Below are 17,120 nucleotides of genomic sequence, written 5' to 3'. Positions count from 1 at the left end.
CTTGAATCACATAAGCTTGTCTTCGGATTGGGCGCTATGAGGAGGGCTTTTGGCGATCGCTGCCGGCAGCACGACGCGTCTATGGACGCTCGTCGCGAAGGAGTTCTGGCGCAAGACGCGCCGGCGCCTGCGTGGCGGGCCGATCCATCGCTGGCGCTACTCCGGCCGCACACCGGAACGGGTGTTGATCGCGCCGCCGGACCTGCGCCTGGCCGACCGGCAGATCGCGCTCGAGATTTATTATGGCCGCTATCCGCTGTCGGGACATCTGGTCGAAACCGGCGGCAAGTCGCCCTTCCAGATCGCCGTGGCCAATCCCGGCTGGCAAAAGGCCCTGCACGGCTTTCGCTGGCTGCGCCATATGCGCGCCGCCGGTACCGAGCTTGCCGCCGCCAATGCCCGCGCGCTGGTCTCCGACTGGATCGCCATTCATGGCAGCAATATTTCCGGTGTCGCCTGGGAGCCCGGCACGACGGCCAAGCGCGTCATTGCCTGGCTGCAGCATTCCTCGGTGGTGCTGCAGGGTGCTGAATTTCCCTTCTACCGGGCCTTCCTGAAATCGCTGGCCATGCAGATCCGCTATCTCAGGGCGATGGCACGCGAGATGCCGGACGGCAAGGACAGGCTGCGCGCCCGCATCGCGCTTGCCTTTGCCGCTCTGTCGCTACCGGCGCCGGCGTCGGCGCTGCGTGGCGCGACCCGCAACCTCGCCGAGGAGCTCGACCGTCAGATTCTGCCGGATGGCGGCCATATTTCCCGCAATCCGATGGCCGTGCTTGAAATCCTCGCCGACCTTCTGCCGCTGCGCCAGACCTATGCCAATCAGGCCGAAACGCCGCCGGCGGCGCTGATGGGCGCCATCGATCGCATGCTGCCAGCGCTGCGTTTCTTTCGCCACCAGGACGGCAGCCTCGCCCGCTTCAACGGCATGGGCGCGACCATCCACAACCGCATCGCCACCATTCTGCGCCACGACGACACCGCCGGCGCGCCGTTGCTGCACGCACCGCATTCGGGCTACGAGCGCCTCTCCATGGGCGGCGTCACCGTGATCGCCGATACCGGCCCGCCACCGCGCATCGATGTTTCCAACGCGGCGCACGCCGGATGCCTTTCCTTCGAGCTGTCTTCCGGCCGCCGCCACTATATCGTCAACGCCGGCGTGGACACCTATGGCGCCGCCGAATTCCGGCCGCTTGCCCGCGCCACGGCCGCCCATTCGACCGCCACCATCAACGACACCTCGTCGGCGCGTTTCAGCCACTCGCTGCGCGTCAACGATCTGCTCGGCACGCCGCTGATCGGCGGCCCGCAGCATGTGCCTTGCAAGCGCACCGACCAGCCAGGCAGCCAGGGTTTTCTGGCTCGCCATGACGGCTATGTCGCGCGCTTCGGCTTGCTGCATGAGCGCGAACTGAAATTGTCGATGAACGGCAATGTGCTCGCCGGCAGGGATCGCCTTCTGCGGCCGGGCAATGCTGCGATCCGTAACAACGGCCGCGATTTCGTCACCGTGCGCTTCCACATCCATCCCGACATAGGCCTGCTCAAGGACGAGCACGACCGTCTGGTGCTGACCGCCGATGAAGCCGACACATGGGTGTTCACCTGCACCGAGGTGGCGCCCGAGGTCGAGGAATCCATCTATTTCGCCGGCCTTGGCGGGCCGCGCCGCAGCCGGCAGATCGTGCTGGCCTTCAAGGCGTCAGAGATTTCCGAAGTCCATTGGCAACTGACACGGACGGCCATCGCCGGTCATCCGGCAAAAAGCTGAGACTGCGGTAGCCCCGCAGTTTGATTTCCAGGCCTCATGTGCTACGGCGCGCGGACACTGTCCCAACCAGCCGTGAAAGGCCGCCAGCCCATGGCCGTCGCCGCCAAGAACATTCCCGCGCCCGACCTCGTTCCCGTTCGTCGCGCGCTGCTTTCCGTTTTCGACAAGACCGGGCTCATCGATTTCGCCAGGGCGCTGGCCGCTGCCGGCGTCGAGCTGGTCTCCACCGGCGGCACGGCAAAGGCGATCGCCGAGGCAGGCTTGGCTGTGCGCGACGTCTCCGAACTCACCGGCTTTCCCGAGATCATGGACGGCCGCGTCAAGACCCTGCATCCGTCCGTGCATGGCGCGTTGCTCGGCGTGCGCGACGATCCCGAACACGTCGCGGCGATGCGCGATCATGGCATCGAGCCAATCGATCTCGTCGTCTCCAATCTCTACCCTTTCGAGGATGTCCGCCGCTCCGGCGCCGCTTACGCGTCGATCGTCGAGAACATCGACATAGGCGGCCCGGCGATGATCCGCGCCGCCGCCAAGAACCACGCCTATGTCGCCATCGTCACCGATCCCGAGGACTATGCCTCGGTGCTCAACGCGCTGGAGATGAATTTCGGCTCGCTCTCGCTGGATTTCCGCAAGAAGCTGGCGGCCAAGGCCTTCGCCCGCACCGCGACCTATGATGCGGCGATTTCCGGCTGGTTCGCCGAAGCGCTGGAGATCGAGCATCCCACCTGGCGCGCCTTCGGCGGCAGGCTCGACCAGGTGATGCGCTACGGCGAGAACCCGCACCAGAGCGCCGGCTTCTACGTCGATGGCGACAAGCGACCGGGCGTCGCGACGGCGCGCCAGCTTCAAGGCAAGCAGCTTTCCTACAACAACATCAACGACACCGACGCCGCCTTCGAACTGGTCGGCGAGTTCGATCCGGCGCGCTCCGCCACCGTCGCCATCATCAAGCACGCCAACCCATGCGGCGTCGCCGCGGGCGCTTCGCTGAAGGCGGCCTATGCCAAAGCGCTTGCCTGCGATCCGGTGTCGGCCTTTGGCGGCATTGTCGCGATGAACCGCACCCTCGATGCCGAGGCAGCCGAAGAGATCGTCAAAACCTTCACCGAGGTCATCATCGCGCCGGGCGCCTCGGACGAAGCAATCCGCATCGTCGCCGCCAAGAAGAACCTGCGCTTGCTGGTCACCGGCGGCTTGCCCGATCCGCGCGCGGCCGGCTCCACTGTGAAATCTGTTTCCGGCGGGTTGCTCGTCCAAGGCCGCGACAATGCGGTGGTCGACGACCTCGACCTGAAAGTGGTGACCCGGCGGGCGCCGACAACGGCCGAAATGGCCGATCTCAAATTCGCTTTCCGCGTCGCAAAGCACGTCAAGTCGAACGCCATTGTCTATGTCAGAGACGGTGCCACCGTCGGCATCGGCGCCGGCCAGATGAGCCGGGTCGATTCCTCGCGCATCGCCGCGCGCAAGGCGCTCGACGCGGCCGAGGCAGGCGGCCTGGCCGAACCGCTGACCAAGAATTCTGTCGTCGCTTCGGATGCCTTTTTCCCGTTCGCCGATGGGCTTTTGTCTGCGATCGAAGCCGGCGCTACCGCCGTTATCCAGCCGGGCGGCTCGATGCGCGACGACGATGTCATCGCCGCCGCCGACGCCCACGGCATCGCCATGGTGTTTACCGGCGTCAGGCATTTCAGGCATTAGGCGCCTTACCCTCCCCCTTGTGGGGAGGGGCCGCGAACGATCTTTGCGAAGCAAAGTTCGTGAGACGGGGTGGGGGCAGCGCCGCCCCCCACCCCGCTCCGCTTCGCGGATCGACCCTCCCCACAAGGGGGAGGGTAAGCTCACTCCGCCGTCGGGTTGTCTGCCGGATACGGCGTGCGGACCAGGATCGCCAGGCCGACACCGAGGAACAGCACGATTACAGCCATGCCGAGCCGTTGCGAACCGCTTACCCAGCCTATGGTCGACACCAGAAACGGCGCGAGGAAGCTGGTCGCCCGTCCGGCCAGTGCATAGATGCCGAAATAGCGGCCCGATTCGGCCGCGGTGACGCTACGCGCCATGTAGGAGCGTGACGAGGCTTGTACTGGCCCGAAGGCAAGGCCGATCAGCAAGCCGTAAAGAATGTAGGCCTTTTCCGCCGCCGTGCCGAACAGGCCGCCCGAATCGGCGGTGGAGAGCTGTAGCATCCCGAGCAGCGTGAAACCCGGTCCGGTCGAGACGATGCCGATTGTCGCGACAGACAGCATAACCAGCGAAATCATCACCACGGCCTTGGAGCCGAGCGCCGTGTCGAGACGGGCGGCGATCCAGCAGCCGACGATGGCAACGACGTTGAGGATGATGCCGAACAGGCCGATCTCGGTGATCGACCAGGCGAACATCCCTGCCGCGAAAAGTCCTCCCAGCGCAAGCAGCGCATTGACGCCGTCTTGATAGATCATGCGGGCGACCAGGAAGCGGAAGATGCCGCTGCGCTGGCGCACTTCGGCCAGTGTCGACTTCAGCTCCGACAGCCCCTCGCGCACCGCCGGCCCGATCGGAATGCCTTTGGCGGCATCCGGGGTAAAGAAGAACATCGGCAGGATGAACAGCAAGTACCAGCCAGCCGACAGTGGTCCGGTCGCCCGAGCGTCTTCGCCGAAGATCGGGTCGAGACCGAGGAGCGGGTCGAGACCGACGATCGTCTTACCGGTCTCCGGCAAACCCGCCATGAAGGCGACGACGAAGATCAGCGCGATCATGCCGCCGAGATAGCCAAGACCCCAGGCCATATTCGAGATGCGGCCGATTTCGCTCTTCGGAACCAGGCGCGGCATCATCGAATCGTTGAACACCGTCGAGAATTCCGCCGCCACCGACGCAAGCGAAAACAAAGCCGCGATAAGAAACAGATTTGAGCCCGGCGCGGCAAACCAGAGCAAACAAAGACTCGTGATCTTGATCGCGGCAAAGCACGCGATCCACGGCTTTCGCGGGCCGGTCTGGTCTGCGATCGACCCGAATATGGGCGACAAAACGGCAATGACCAGTCCCGCCGCGGCGATGCTCCAACCCCAGACCGTCAGGCCAAGTAGATGCTGGGATTCGACGTAAGCTTCAACTGCGGCTGGACCGGCTGCCTCGGCAGCTTGCATGGCAGCCGGATCCAGAACCATGCGCGAAGCGAAATAAGGACCGAAGATGAAGGTGGTGATGACGGTGAAGAACGGCTGTGCTGCCCAGTCGAACAGCATCCATCCCCAGATGCCGCGTTCCGGCGCTCGCTGCACTGCTACCTCGGCCATATGCGCTCCTGCCCCGTTCGCTTGGCCTGCGACCGGCGCCATGTCTGCATGTTTCCGGTGCTCACGCAAATGACAGGGGCCGCGCCGCCCCTCATTGCCCTGCCGGGCATTTCTCCCCGTATAGGGACGGGGAGAAAGACATTGTCATCGGCGGTTTCGCGAACGGCTGCCGTTGCAGAAAAGGCGCTGGCATTGCAGCAAGTTCCTTCTCCCCGTCACTATACGGGGAGAAGGTGGCGGCAGCCGGATGAGGGGCAGCGCCGGCCTTGTGAAGTGAACAGCTCACAGCGCCGTCAGGTCGCTGATCAGCCCCGATGCCACCGACAGCCGCGACACGGTGATGTCGCCGCCCTCGGTCAGCGCCTGCAGCCGCTCGCGGATGCGCCCGACCCTCTCGCCGCCGGCCTCCAGCCATGCCGCCACCGGGTCCGCCGCCCCGGCATGGCCGGTGAGCGCCGCCACGGCGATGCCGCGCCTGGCTGCGCCGATCGTGTCGGTGGCGCGGAAAAGCGCCAATTGATCGTAGTAGTCGGACGGCGCGATCGAGCGCGCCGCATCCTCGACGCGCGGAATGCGGAAGGCATCGCTGACCGCGAAAAACGCCTTCGCGGCGGCGATGATGTCGGCATTCGCCGTTCGGGCCGTCAGCGCGATGTCAGGCACGACGCCGGCCACATCGGTCAGCGCCAGATGTTCTGCCAGCTGTTCGGGCGCGCCGCCCTTGGCCAGACCATGCCGCCGCTCCTCTATCCGCTCGCGCGAGAAGGCCGGAAGCAGCGAAGGGAGCTTCGGCTCCAGTGCCTTGCGGGCGTTCTGCAATTCGGCGATCCGTTGGCCGAGCGGAGCGGTGCTGGTATCGTTCTTGAGATACCAGCCGCTGGCGACATAGGTAAGCCGACTGACGGCTTGATAAAGGTCGAGCTGCACCTGTCCGTCGATCTGGTTGTCGAGCGCGTCGATCTGGCGATAGAGCGCCGGCAAGCCAAAGCCGTCGCGCACCACAGCGAAGGTCCGGACCACGTCGGCCGTGCTGCGGCCGGTTGCTTCCTGCAGCCTGTTGACGAAGGGGGGGCCGCCGCGATTGACCAGATCGTTGGCGACGACACGGGCGATGATTTCGCGGCGCAGGCGATGGCCATGGATTTCGGCCGCGAATTTCTTCGTCATACGGTCCGGAAAATAGCCCATCAGGTCACGGTCGAAATGCGGATCGTCCGGCACGTCGCTGGCGACGATGTCGGAAAACAGCACGATCTTGGCATAGGCCAACAGCACGCCGAGCTCGGCCCTGGTCAGCGGCTCGCCGCGCGTCTCGCGCTCGGCAAGGGCTGCCGGCGACGGCAGAGCTTCGACATTGCGGTCGAGCAGGCCGCGCGCCTCGAGCGCTGCCATGAAACGGCTCTGATGGGCGATATCGGCAAGGCCGCGCTTGCGGGCAAGGGACAGCGCCAGCGTCTGCTCGTAATTGTTGGACAGCACCAGCGCGCTCACCTCGTCGGTCATTTCGGCGAGAAGCTTGTTGCGCGCTGGGCGGGTCAGCGCCCCCTTGCGCATGGCGGAAGCCAGCGCGATCTTGATGTTGACCTCGACGTCGGAACAGTTGACGCCGCCCGAATTGTCGATGGCGTCGGAATTGCAGCGCCCGCCATTCAGCCCGAACTCGATGCGGGCCCGCTGCGTCGCGCCGAGATTGGCGCCCTCGCCGATGACCTTGGCGCGCACTTCGAGCGCAGTCACCCGAATAGCATCGTTGGCGCGATCGCCGGCGTCCTGGTTGGTTTCCGTCGATGCCCTGAGATAGGTGCCGATGCCGCCGAACCACAAAAGGTCGACTGGCGCCTTGAGGATGGCGCTCATGATCTCGACCGGCGAGGCGGTCGTCTTGCCGAGGCCGATCGCCGCGGCCGCGGCCGGCGGCAGGGTGATCGATTTCTGGCTGCGCGAGACGATGATGCCGCCTTCGGACAGTTTTGTCTTGTCGTAGTCCTGCCAGCTCGAACGGGCGAGGGCGAACATGCGCCGGCGCTCGGCCATCGAAGCTGCCATGTCGGGAGCGGGATCGATGAAGATGTCACGATGGTCGAAGGCGGCGATCAGCCGGGTCTGCTCGGACAGGAGCATGCCGTTGCCGAACACGTCGCCTGACATGTCGCCGACGCCGACAACGGTGAAGGGTGTGGCCTGGATATCGCGGTTCATCTCGCGGAAATGCCGCTTGACCGCTTCCCATGCGCCCTTGGCGGTGATGCCCATCTTCTTGTGGTCGTAGCCGGCCGAGCCGCCGCTGGCGAAGGCGTCGTCGAGCCAGAAGCCATGCTTCTCGCTGATGGCATTGGCGGTGTCGGAGAAGGTTGCGGTGCCCTTGTCGGCGGCGACGACGAAATAGGGGTCGTCCTGGTCGCGCCGCACGACCCCATCTGGCGGAATGACGCCGTCGAGGCCGATATTGTCGGTGATCGACAACAGGCTGGAGACGTAATTCTTGTAGGCGGACGCGCCGGCTTCGAAGATGGCGTCGCGACCGGCACCCATCGGCAGCTTCTTCGGATAGAAACCGCCCTTGGCGCCAACCGGCACGATCACGGCATTCTTGACCTGCTGGGCCTTGACCAGGCCGAGCACCTCGGTGCGGTAGTCCTGGGCGCGGTCCGACCAGCGCAGGCCGCCGCGGGCGACCGGGCCGAAGCGTAGATGCACGCCCTCGACCTCGGACCCGTAGACGAAGATCTCCCGCCACGGCCGCGGCGCCGGCAGGCCGTCGATCGCTTGCGAGTCGAGCTTGATCGCCAGCGACTGGCCCTTCTCCTTCAGATCGGGAACGAAATGATTGGTGCGCAGCGATGCTTCGATCAGGTTGAGGTAGCGACGGATAATGGTGTCGTCATCAATGTTGGGAACCTCTTCCAGCGCATCCCTGACCTTGGCCTTGAGGTGCCTGGCCGCGACCACCCCTTCCGTCTGCGCCGTCGGTCCGAGGCGAGCGACGAATAGCTCATGCAGGCCACGCGCGATCTGCGGATAGCGGTTGAGTGCGGCGGCAATGAAATCCTGGCTTTGCGGAATCCCGGCCTGCTGCAGATAGCGGCCATAGGCGCGCAGGATGGAAACCTCGCCCGACCACAGGCCGGCGGTCTGGGCAAGGCCATTATAGCCGTCATTGTCGATGTCGCCGCGCCAGACGGAAAGGAACGCGTCCTCGAACAGCGCGCCGCGGTCGCCAAGGTCGATTGGCTTGCCGTAGCTGTTTTCGAGCTCCATGTCGTGGATGAAGACCATGCCCGGCTGATCACTATCGATCATACCGGAAGCCTCGTCCCCGACCTCGAAGGTGCGCTCGCTGATGACGCGGAAACCGATGTTCTCCAGCACCGGCACCCGCCGCGACAGCGCCACCGGGCTGCCATGGTGATAGATCTTCAGCGCCGCCTGATGCGGTTCCTGGTTGGCATGACGATAATAGTCGATGGCGATCGGATTGGCCGCGCTGATCCTGGCGATGCGCCCGGCATCGGCCAGCGCCTCCGCCGGTGAGAAGCTGTCGCGATAGCTTCCCGAGAAGCGCGAGGCGATCGCCGTGAGCGCCGCATCGGCGCCGGTCTCGGCCGCGGTCTCGCGCAGAATGTCGTCCCAGGTCCGCACGATTGCGCGGATCGCTGCCTCGATCGTCGCCTGGTCGACCTTCGGCGTCTTGCCGCCGGAACGGCCGATGATGAAATGGACGCGCGCCAGCCCGCCTTCCGGAAAGGCCGGGTAGTAGGCCGACAGCCGGCCCTGGAACACCGTCTTGAGATAGGTGCCGATCTTCTCGCGTACAACGCTGTCGTAGCGGTCGCGCGGCACGAAGACGAGGATCGAGACGAAGCGGTCGAACTGATCGGCGCGCACCAGCGCTCTGACGCGCGGCCGCTCGATCAGCCCCAGAATGGCTTCGGCGTGCTTGCGCAGGATCGGCACCGGAACCTGGAACAGCTCGTCGCGCGGATAGCTCTCCAACACGTTGATCAGTGCCTTGCCGGAGTGATCTTCAGGGTTGAAACCGGATTTGGCAATGATGGTTTCGGCTTTCGACCTGAGATAGGGGATCTTCATCACCGAGCGCGTGTAGGCAGTCGAGGTGAACAGGCCGACAATGCGCAGCTCGCCGGCAAGCACGCCCTTGGCGGTGTAGGTCTTGACGCCGATGTAATCGAGATAGATGCGGCGGTGCACCGACGATTTGGCATTGGCCTTGGTGACGATCAGCGGTTCCGGCCCGTGTAGGAAGGCGCGGATTTCCGGCGTCGTCGACACCGCTTCGGTGCCGCGCCGCAGCACCAGCACGTCGGGATCGGAGAGGATGCCGAGGCCGGGCTTTTCGGTGCGCTCCAGGGTGCCGCTCTTCTCGCCGCCGGTATATTTGAACTCACGCATGCCGAGGAAGGTGAAGTTGTCGTCGCGCAGCCATTCGAGGAGGGCGATCGCTTCGGTGACGTTGGCCTTGTCGAGCGGCACCGGAGCGTAGCGGAACTCGGAGATTGCCTGGTCGAGGCGGGCCAGCATCGGCTTCCAGTCGGTGACGGCGGCGCGCACCTGGCCCAATATTTTCTTCAGCCGGTCAGCCAATGCCTCGGCCTGCTCGGACGAAACACGGCCGATATGGACGTGGATGACGCTCAGCCGTTCATGACTGTGATCGCCCTTGGCGAACCCGCCATCGCCGAGGATTTCGTCGACGCCGCTCTTGCCGTGCCTGACGACGATGACCGGATGGGTAACCAGCAGCGGTTCCCCGGCGCTCTCGGTGATCTCGCCGAGGATGGAATCGAACAGGAACGGCATGTTGTCGTTGACGACGGTGATCACCGTCATCGGCCTGCCCTGGCGCATGACACCGGAATCAACCTCTATGGCGACGACGCAATCGCCCTTCTTGTGTCTGGCGACGGCGCGTCCGGCGAGATCGGCTGCGCGTTCGAGGGCGGTGACGTCATAGGCGGCGACATCTTCGGCCGGCGCACGGGCCAGCAGGTAATCGGCAAGCCTGCCGGGTTTCTCGCTGCCCTTGGCCGTGCTTATCTTTTTCAACTGGCTTGCAGATTTCAGGCCGGCCATGTCGCTAAATCCCTCCCGTCATATGTTTTGCGACTATGGTAGCAGATGACCGATATTTGGCGACAAAGGTTTGACCGCTTGCGACGAAATGTCGGGATTCGCCGGTGGGTCACCGAAAATGAGGAGAAAATCCGCCATAGAAGACAAAATCGTCGCACTTGACCTCGCGCCTGCGGAACTGAGCGAAGCGACGAAAGCCTATTTCGCCAAATGCGAGGAGAAGCTCGGTCTCGTTCCCAACGTGCTTTTGGCCTACGCTTTCGATGAAGCGAAGCTGCATGCCTTCACCGACATACCAGGCGATGGCGCGGTAAGAGCATGGCGATTGCGAGCCAACTGGACCTCACATTAGTGATTCGCATTCTCGTTGCGTCTTTGCCGGTTTGGTCCGATGATTGCCCCTGCGGCGTGACCGCATGTCGGTTCGACGCCCGCCGATCAACGGAAGATCAACGGAGGAGAACATGGCGAAATTTCTCTATGTCTATCACGGCTCCGGCAAAATGCCGACCGACGAGGCCGAACGGCAAGCAGCGATGGATGCCTGGAACGGATGGTACGGCAAGCTTGGCTCGGCCGTGGTCGACGGTGGCAATCCGGTCGGCATGTCGAAGACCGTGCTGCCCGGCGGCAAAGTCGAGAACAATGGCGGCAGCAATCCGACCGCCGGTTACACAATCATCGAAGCGAACGACATCGACGATGCCGTCGCCAAGGCCAAGGATTGTCCTATCCTGAAGGACCCGGGTTTCAGCGTCGAGATCGCGCCGATCATCGAAATGGGTTGATGCAACGGCTCAGGATCGCGCTGCGATCGCCGCCGCGGCACCGGCCATCGTGGTGGCGCTGACGCGGTTGGCGATCTTCATCGCCCGCCTGCTCTTCAAGAGTTTTCGCGCCTGCGCTGCCGCCAGCACCCAGGCCAGATCGATGGCGACCAGAACCACGGCCATGGTCAGCGTCAGCTCGATCCAGCCGACGACCGTCACTGAGGCGAGATCGATGATGGTCGGCAGCAGCGCCAGGTAGAACATCATGATCTTGGGATTGCCGAGCGTCACCGCCATGCCGGCAAAGAACAGTTTGACGGCCGACTCCTCGCGCGGCATCTCGCCTTCGCGCGCCTCGACCGGGGCCGTCCACATCTTCCAGGCGAGGTAGGCGAGATAGGCGACGCCGACCCATTTCAGCACGACGAAGGCAAGATGGAAGGTCTGCGCCACCACCGCCAGCCCGAACACCGCAAGCGACAGCCAGATGGCCTCGCCGATCCACATGGCGAGCAGGAATGGAAACACGTCGCGAAAGCCCTTTGCGATAACCCGCGCCACCAGGGCGGCAATCGAGGGGCCCGGCGAGCCCGCGGCGACGAAAAGGGCGGCGGCGAAGATCAAAAGCGAGGTGACGTGCATGACCGGGATCTTTGCTCGAGAGGTTGACCGCTCGATTGTAGCGCAAGTGCTCCACCGGCGGTAGCATCGATCAAGGAAGAGGCTTGTCGGCTCGACACCTCGCGGCTAGAAGTTTCGTCCCGACACAATTTCGAGCTTCACTTTGCCTACGTAACTGCCGGTCTCGTCAACTCCCCCGACACAATGCATGGCGCCGCATTCGCAGCGTCTGTTTCATATTATGTGTTCCTCAGGGCGGCGGTTCGAGACCGGTTTGGCACTGCTGAACCGCTGGCGCGTTTTACCACCCGCGACATCTGATTCCCGACCACCGCAGCCTCTCGCCACGCCGTGCCCGCATGGGCATCTCGACATCGCCGATCTGACGAACTTCCCGACGGGAAGGGCTTTTCGGCATGTCTTCAACACTGCGTATGCGCTGGACGATCGCACCCAAAACCGCACCTCGACCGCACATCAACTGCAACCGTTGCAACAGCCTGAAGGCTTACCACAGCAGCGGGAAATTCCGCGTCAACGCCAACGGTAAACGCATCGATGCGTGGCTGATCTATCGCTGCGTAGATTGCGACAATTCCTGGAATTTCGGTATTCTGGAGCGGTGCAACCGCCGCGACATCGACTCTGCGCTGCTGCAGGCACTCGAAAGCAACGACCCGGCCCTGGCGCGTCGCCATGCTTTCGATGCTGTCGCACTGCGAAGCAGGGTCGGGCGCGTCGAGGAGTTTCCTGAAGCCGCCGTTCACAAGCAGGTGCTCGGGGAGAGGCCGGAAAACACCACCGCTCTAGGGCTCCAGCTCAGGCTCGAAATGCCGACAGCGCTGCGGCTCGACCGGTTGCTCGCCGGTGAACTCGACATCTCGCGATCGCGGCTCCAGGCCTGGGACGCGAAGAGACTGCTGGTCGTTGATCCGGATGGGGCCAAAGCCTTGCGCAAGCCGGCTCGAGCGGGAACGGTGATGCGCATCGATCTGGCCCGCGAATCCGATCGCGAGGCCATCATCTCGGCTGCCGGCGGGTAAAGTAAAATGGGAGGAAGCACGCGCGTGCTCCCTTCCTCACAATCGCTGAGAAGAAATGGCCTTACGCCGCGCCGACCACTTTCGCCGACTTCTCAAAACGCTTGCGCTCGTTCGGGTCGAGATAGAGCTTGCGCAGGCGGATGGTCTTCGGCGTCACTTCGACCAGCTCGTCGTCCTGGATCCAGGCCAGCGCGCGTTCCAGCGTCATGCGGATCGGCGGCGTCAGCTTCACCGCCTCATCCTTGCCGGCGGCGCGGATGTTGGTCAGCTTCTTGCCCTTCAGCACGTTCACTTCGAGGTCGTTGTCGCGTGAATGGATGCCGATGATCATGCCCTGATAGACCTTGACGCCCGGATCGATGACCATCGGGCCGCGGTCTTCCAGGTTCCACATGGCATACGCCACTGATTCACCCTGTTCGTTGGAGATCAGCACGCCGTTGGTGCGGCCCGGCAGCTCACCCTTGTAAGGCTCGTAGGCATGGAACAGCCGGTTCATGACGGCGGTGCCGCGGGTGTCGGTCAGCAGTTCCGACTGGTAGCCGATCAGGCCGCGCGTCGGCGCGTGGAAGACGATGCGCTGGCGGTTGCCGCCTGACGGGCGCAATTCGACCATCTCGGCCTTGCGCTCCGACATTTTTTGCACGACGACGCCGGCATGCTCCTCGTCGACGTCGATGACGACTTCCTCGACCGGCTCGAGCAACTCGCCATTCTCGCCCTTCTGCATGACGACGCGCGGCCGCGACACGGCGATCTCGAACCCTTCGCGGCGCATCGTCTCGATCAGCACGGCAAGCTGCAATTCGCCGCGGCCGGAGACGAAAAACGAATCCTTGTCCGGCGATTCCTCGATTTTCAGCGCGACATTGCCTTCGGCCTCGCGCAGCAGGCGGTCGCGGATGACGCGGCTGGTCACCTTGTCGCCCTCGGTGCCGGCCAGCGGGCTATCGTTGACGAGGAACGACATCGTCACCGTCGGCGGATCGATCGGCTGCGCATGCAGCGGCTCGGTCACCGACGGGTCGCAGAACGTGTCGGCGACGGTGCCCTTCGACAGGCCGGCGATGGCGACGATGTCACCCGCCTGCGCCTCGTCGATCGGCTGGCGCTCGAGCCCGCGGAAAGCCAGGATCTTCGAGATACGGCCGGTTTCTACCTGGGTGCCGTCATGATGCAGCACCTTGACCGCCTGGTTGGATTTCAGCGTGCCGGATTCGATGCGGCCGGTGATGATGCGGCCAAGGAACGGATTGGCCTCCAGGATGGTGCCGATCATCCGGAACGGGCCGGGGTGGACGGTCGGCGCCGGGACATGCTCGATGACGAGGTCGAACAGCGGCGCCAGACCCTGGTCCTTCGGACCTTCGGGGTTTTCCGAGACCCAGCCGTCGCGGCCCGAACCGTAAAGGATCGGGAAGTCGAGCTGCTCGTCGGTGGCGTCGAGCGCTGCAAACAGATCGAACACTTCGTTGACCACCTCGACGTGGCGGGCGTCCGGCCGGTCGATCTTGTTGATGACGACGATCGGCTTCAATCCGACCTTGAGCGCCTTGCCGACGACGAATTTTGTCTGCGGCATCGGCCCTTCGGCGGCGTCGACCAGCACGATGGCTGAATCCACCATCGACAGGATGCGCTCGACTTCACCGCCGAAATCGGCGTGGCCGGGGGTGTCGACGATGTTGATGCGGGTGTCCTTCCAGTCGACCGAGGTCGCCTTGGCCAGGATGGTGATGCCGCGTTCCTTTTCGAGGTCGTTCGAATCCATGGCGCGTTCGGCAACGCGCTGGTTGTCGCGGAACGAGCCTGACTGTTTCAGGAGCTGGTCGACGAGGGTGGTTTTCCCATGGTCGACGTGCGCGATGATCGCGATATTACGAATTTTCATGTTGTGGTCTCGGGAGCGTTGCAGGCAGCAGGCCAAAAGGCGCTGCCTCTTTCGGTTGGGCGGCTCATACAGGGTTTTTCGCAATTGCGAAAGAGGAGGCGTGCCACCAAATACATGGTCACCAAATCTTAAGCGTCTTGGTGTGAAATTGAATTATTAACCAAAGCGGAACCTTTCACGGTCGGGACAGTTCAAATTTCATGAGCAAAACGGGCATCAGATACCGGCCAATCCTTGCATGGGCTGCCCTCGCCGTTCTGCTTGCGGCAGGCGTGGCACAGTCGGCCGCGACGTCGAAGGAGCCTGCCCTGCCGTCCGACACCCGAACGGCGGAGCAGTTGTTTGCCGACGCTCCCGATGGCGTCGACCCGGTGGTGACCGGGCCGGTCAGCGCCGCCTTCAAGCAAAGGCAGGAGGCCGCCAACTGCGACAGCGCTGTTTGGCCCAATATTCCGACCGTTTGCTATCCGGATTAGGACTGCTTTCCGCACATTGTCGAAAAGGTCGGATCGACCCTTCCTGAAGTTTTGCCAACGCCGGCGCAGCCCCTCATCCGCCTGCCGGCACCTTCTCCCCGTAAACGGGGAGAAGCCCGCTGCGCTAAATGTCGGCTCTGCAATGTTCGCGATTAGCGAAATCTTCGATGCGGGCCACTTTCTCCCCGTTTACGGGGAGAAATGCCCGGCAGGACAATGAGGGGCAGCGCGACGTCACCCAGGATTGATACAAAGTGACTCAGCCCCTCACGCCGAATGCACCGGGTCGAGCGTGACCTTGTAGAGTTCATTGTCGTCGCGATCCATCAGCCGCACCGTCATCTGTTCAGTGGCGCCGTCGATGTCGACGAGGCCGAAGAACTGCAGGCCGGCCGAGGGTGGCAGGTTCTGCCCCTGCTCGGCGGTTGGCGCCTTGATGAATTTCAGCTCCGGGCCGAAGGTCATGTCGAAATCATTGGGTCCATAGCTGCCGGCGTGGAGCGGACCCGAGACGAATTCCCAGAACGGATTGAAGTCCTGGAACTGCGCCTTGTCGGGATTGTAGTAATGCGCCGCCGTGTAGTGGACGTCGGCGGTCAGCCAGACGGTGTTGGTGATGCCGGCATTCTTTATGTAGCGAAGGAGGTTGGCAATTTCCAGTTCGCGGCCCTTGGCCGGGCCATTGTCGCCATTGCTGACGGCCTCGGCGCCGGCCTTGTTGGTGGCGTCGTTCCAGACGACGAGACCAAGCGGCATGTCGGCGGCGATGATTTTCCAGGTCGCGTTGGAGTTTGCCAGTTCGCGCTTCAGCCACTTCATCTGCTGTTCGCCGAGGATGCGCGATTGCGGCGTCACCGTATCCTGCATGCCAGGACCGTTGGCGCCGCGATAGGAGCGCATGTCGAGGAAGAACACATCGAGCAGCGGCCCGTAGGCGATCTTGCGATAGACGCGGCCCGGTTCCGACGGCTCGTAGCGGATCGTCGTCATCTCGTGGAAGGCGCGTGCCGCGCGTGCCGCCAGCACATGGATGTTTTTTTCCGAGTAGCGGTCGTCGGCGCTCAGGTTCTTCGAATCCGACCAGTTGTTGACCACCTCGTGGTCGTCCCACTGGTAGAAGGTCGGGCAGATGGCGTTGAGCCCCAGCACATGTCTGTCCATCATGTTGTACTTCCACTGGCCGCGGTACTCGTCCAGCGTCTCGGCAACCTTGCGCTTTTCGTCAATGAGGACCTTGTTCTTCCACTTGCTGCCGCCGGGCAGCTCGACCTCGTCCTTCATCGCGCCGTCGGCATAGATGGTGTCGCCGGAATGCAGGAAGAAGTCGGGCGTATGCTTGCCGATCGTGGCATAAGTCTTCATGCCGGTGTCGTCGATGCCCCAGCCCTGGCCGGCGGTATCGCCCGACCAGGCGAAGCGGATGTCGCGTTTCGAGGCCGGCGCCGTGCGGAAGCGGCCGACGATCGGCTCGGAGACGGCGTTGATGTCGGCAAGATCGGCCGCGACCATGCGGTAGAAGATGTCCTGGTCGGAGGTAAGGTCGGTGAGCAGCCGCTTTACCGTGTAATCGCTGGCCGGCGACGTATCGAGCGGCGCAAGGCGCAAGGGATTGGCGAAATTCTCCGTCGACGAGACTTCGAACATGACGCGCGAAGGGCGGTCGGTCCGCGTCCACACCACGCCACTGGTTGCGTCGACATCGCCCGACTGGATGCCATGGGTGAAGGCGGGCCGCTGATTGGCGCGCGAATAATAGGGAAGCGCGAGGCCCGATACGCCGACGAGGCCGGCGGCGCTCGCCGACGTGACAAAAGCGCGGCGCGAAATCTTGTTCATGGCTGTCTCCTGGATGGCTTAAACGTCGCCGCCAAGGTCCAGCCTCAATGTTTCACGCACATCTCGAAACCATGAAGGTTTTCTGACGATCAACAGGCTGGCGAATCTCCCGCCTCGAGGGGGGAGATGTCGCCGAAGGCGACAGAGGGGGTCGTGTCGCGTGGAGCGCCAACCTCCTGCGTCTGCGATAAGGGGCCGAGCCCGGTCGGACCGGCCCCTCTGGCCGCTTCGCGGCCATCTCCCCCTCAAGGGCATATGCGCTAAGATAGCTTCGGCATGGACTGAAATTTGCGCTTTCGTGGTGGTTCACGCCATCGATGTCGCA

At 63.6% G+C, this 17,120-nt stretch carries 10 protein-coding genes and 1 pseudogene; 6 read left to right on the top strand and 5 right to left on the bottom strand.

Annotated features, from left to right (window positions below; genetic code table 11):
* The first annotated feature begins 49 nt into the window (after positions 1–49).
* The gene (locus AC0L3H_RS15890) at positions 50–1,774 is read left to right on the top strand and encodes a heparinase II/III family protein (RefSeq protein ID WP_473586097.1); all 1,725 of its coding nucleotides are present in this window, start codon (positions 50–52) and stop codon (positions 1,772–1,774) included.
* A 90-nt stretch (positions 1,775–1,864) separates the two neighbouring features.
* A complete protein-coding gene (purH, locus tag AC0L3H_RS15885; RefSeq protein WP_473586096.1) occupies positions 1,865–3,481 on the top strand; it encodes a bifunctional phosphoribosylaminoimidazolecarboxamide formyltransferase/IMP cyclohydrolase in 1,617 nt (538 codons plus the stop codon).
* Positions 3,482–3,621: 140 nt separating this feature from the next.
* Here the strand turns inward: purH and AC0L3H_RS15880 are convergent, their stop codons facing one another.
* Together AC0L3H_RS15880 and AC0L3H_RS15875 are read right to left on the bottom strand one after the other, a co-directional pair.
* Positions 3,622–5,067, bottom strand: a complete 1,446-nt coding sequence (locus tag AC0L3H_RS15880) for an MFS transporter (protein ID WP_473586095.1) — start codon at positions 5,065–5,067, stop codon at positions 3,622–3,624.
* Between the two features lie 282 nt (positions 5,068–5,349).
* Entirely contained in the window at positions 5,350–10,158 is a 4,809-nt protein-coding gene (locus AC0L3H_RS15875; protein ID WP_473586094.1) for an NAD-glutamate dehydrogenase, read from the bottom strand.
* A gap of 136 nt (positions 10,159–10,294) precedes the next feature.
* On the opposite strand from AC0L3H_RS15875, the pseudogene AC0L3H_RS15870 reads away from it, so the two are divergent.
* Positions 10,295–10,462: pseudogene (locus tag AC0L3H_RS15870) on the top strand (peroxidase-related enzyme); the annotation flags it as partial.
* A 160-nt stretch (positions 10,463–10,622) separates the two neighbouring features.
* Entirely contained in the window at positions 10,623–10,946 is a 324-nt protein-coding gene (locus AC0L3H_RS15865; protein ID WP_091592503.1) for a YciI family protein, read from the top strand.
* Positions 10,947–10,955: 9 nt separating this feature from the next.
* Here the strand turns inward: AC0L3H_RS15865 and AC0L3H_RS15860 are convergent, their stop codons facing one another.
* Positions 10,956–11,570, bottom strand: coding sequence for a LysE family translocator (locus tag AC0L3H_RS15860; protein ID WP_023800471.1), 615 nt, complete (start codon positions 11,568–11,570; stop codon positions 10,956–10,958).
* Positions 11,571–11,965: 395 nt separating this feature from the next.
* Between AC0L3H_RS15860 and AC0L3H_RS15855 the strand changes: the two genes are divergently transcribed.
* Positions 11,966–12,592: a DUF1062 domain-containing protein gene (locus AC0L3H_RS15855; protein ID WP_473586093.1), complete on the top strand. Its 627-nt coding sequence runs from the start codon at positions 11,966–11,968 to the stop codon at positions 12,590–12,592.
* 61 nt (positions 12,593–12,653) lie between these two features.
* On the opposite strand, the gene typA is transcribed toward AC0L3H_RS15855, so the two are convergent.
* The gene (gene typA, locus AC0L3H_RS15850; RefSeq protein ID WP_473492470.1) at positions 12,654–14,483 is read right to left on the bottom strand and encodes a translational GTPase TypA; all 1,830 of its coding nucleotides are present in this window, start codon (positions 14,481–14,483) and stop codon (positions 12,654–12,656) included.
* A gap of 200 nt (positions 14,484–14,683) precedes the next feature.
* On the opposite strand from typA, the gene AC0L3H_RS15845 reads away from it, so the two are divergent.
* Entirely contained in the window at positions 14,684–14,959 is a 276-nt protein-coding gene (locus AC0L3H_RS15845; protein WP_236374700.1) for a hypothetical protein, read from the top strand.
* Positions 14,960–15,226: 267 nt separating this feature from the next.
* Here the strand turns inward: AC0L3H_RS15845 and AC0L3H_RS15840 are convergent, their stop codons facing one another.
* The gene (locus tag AC0L3H_RS15840) at positions 15,227–16,795 is read right to left on the bottom strand and encodes an alkaline phosphatase D family protein (RefSeq protein WP_473586092.1); all 1,569 of its coding nucleotides are present in this window, start codon (positions 16,793–16,795) and stop codon (positions 15,227–15,229) included.
* Positions 16,796–17,120: the final 325 nt, after the last annotated feature.

This window comes from Mesorhizobium sp. WSM4816 (assembly GCF_055811535.1).
Note: the sequence above shows the minus strand (reverse complement) of the source record. Positions and strands in the feature narration are given on the sequence as shown.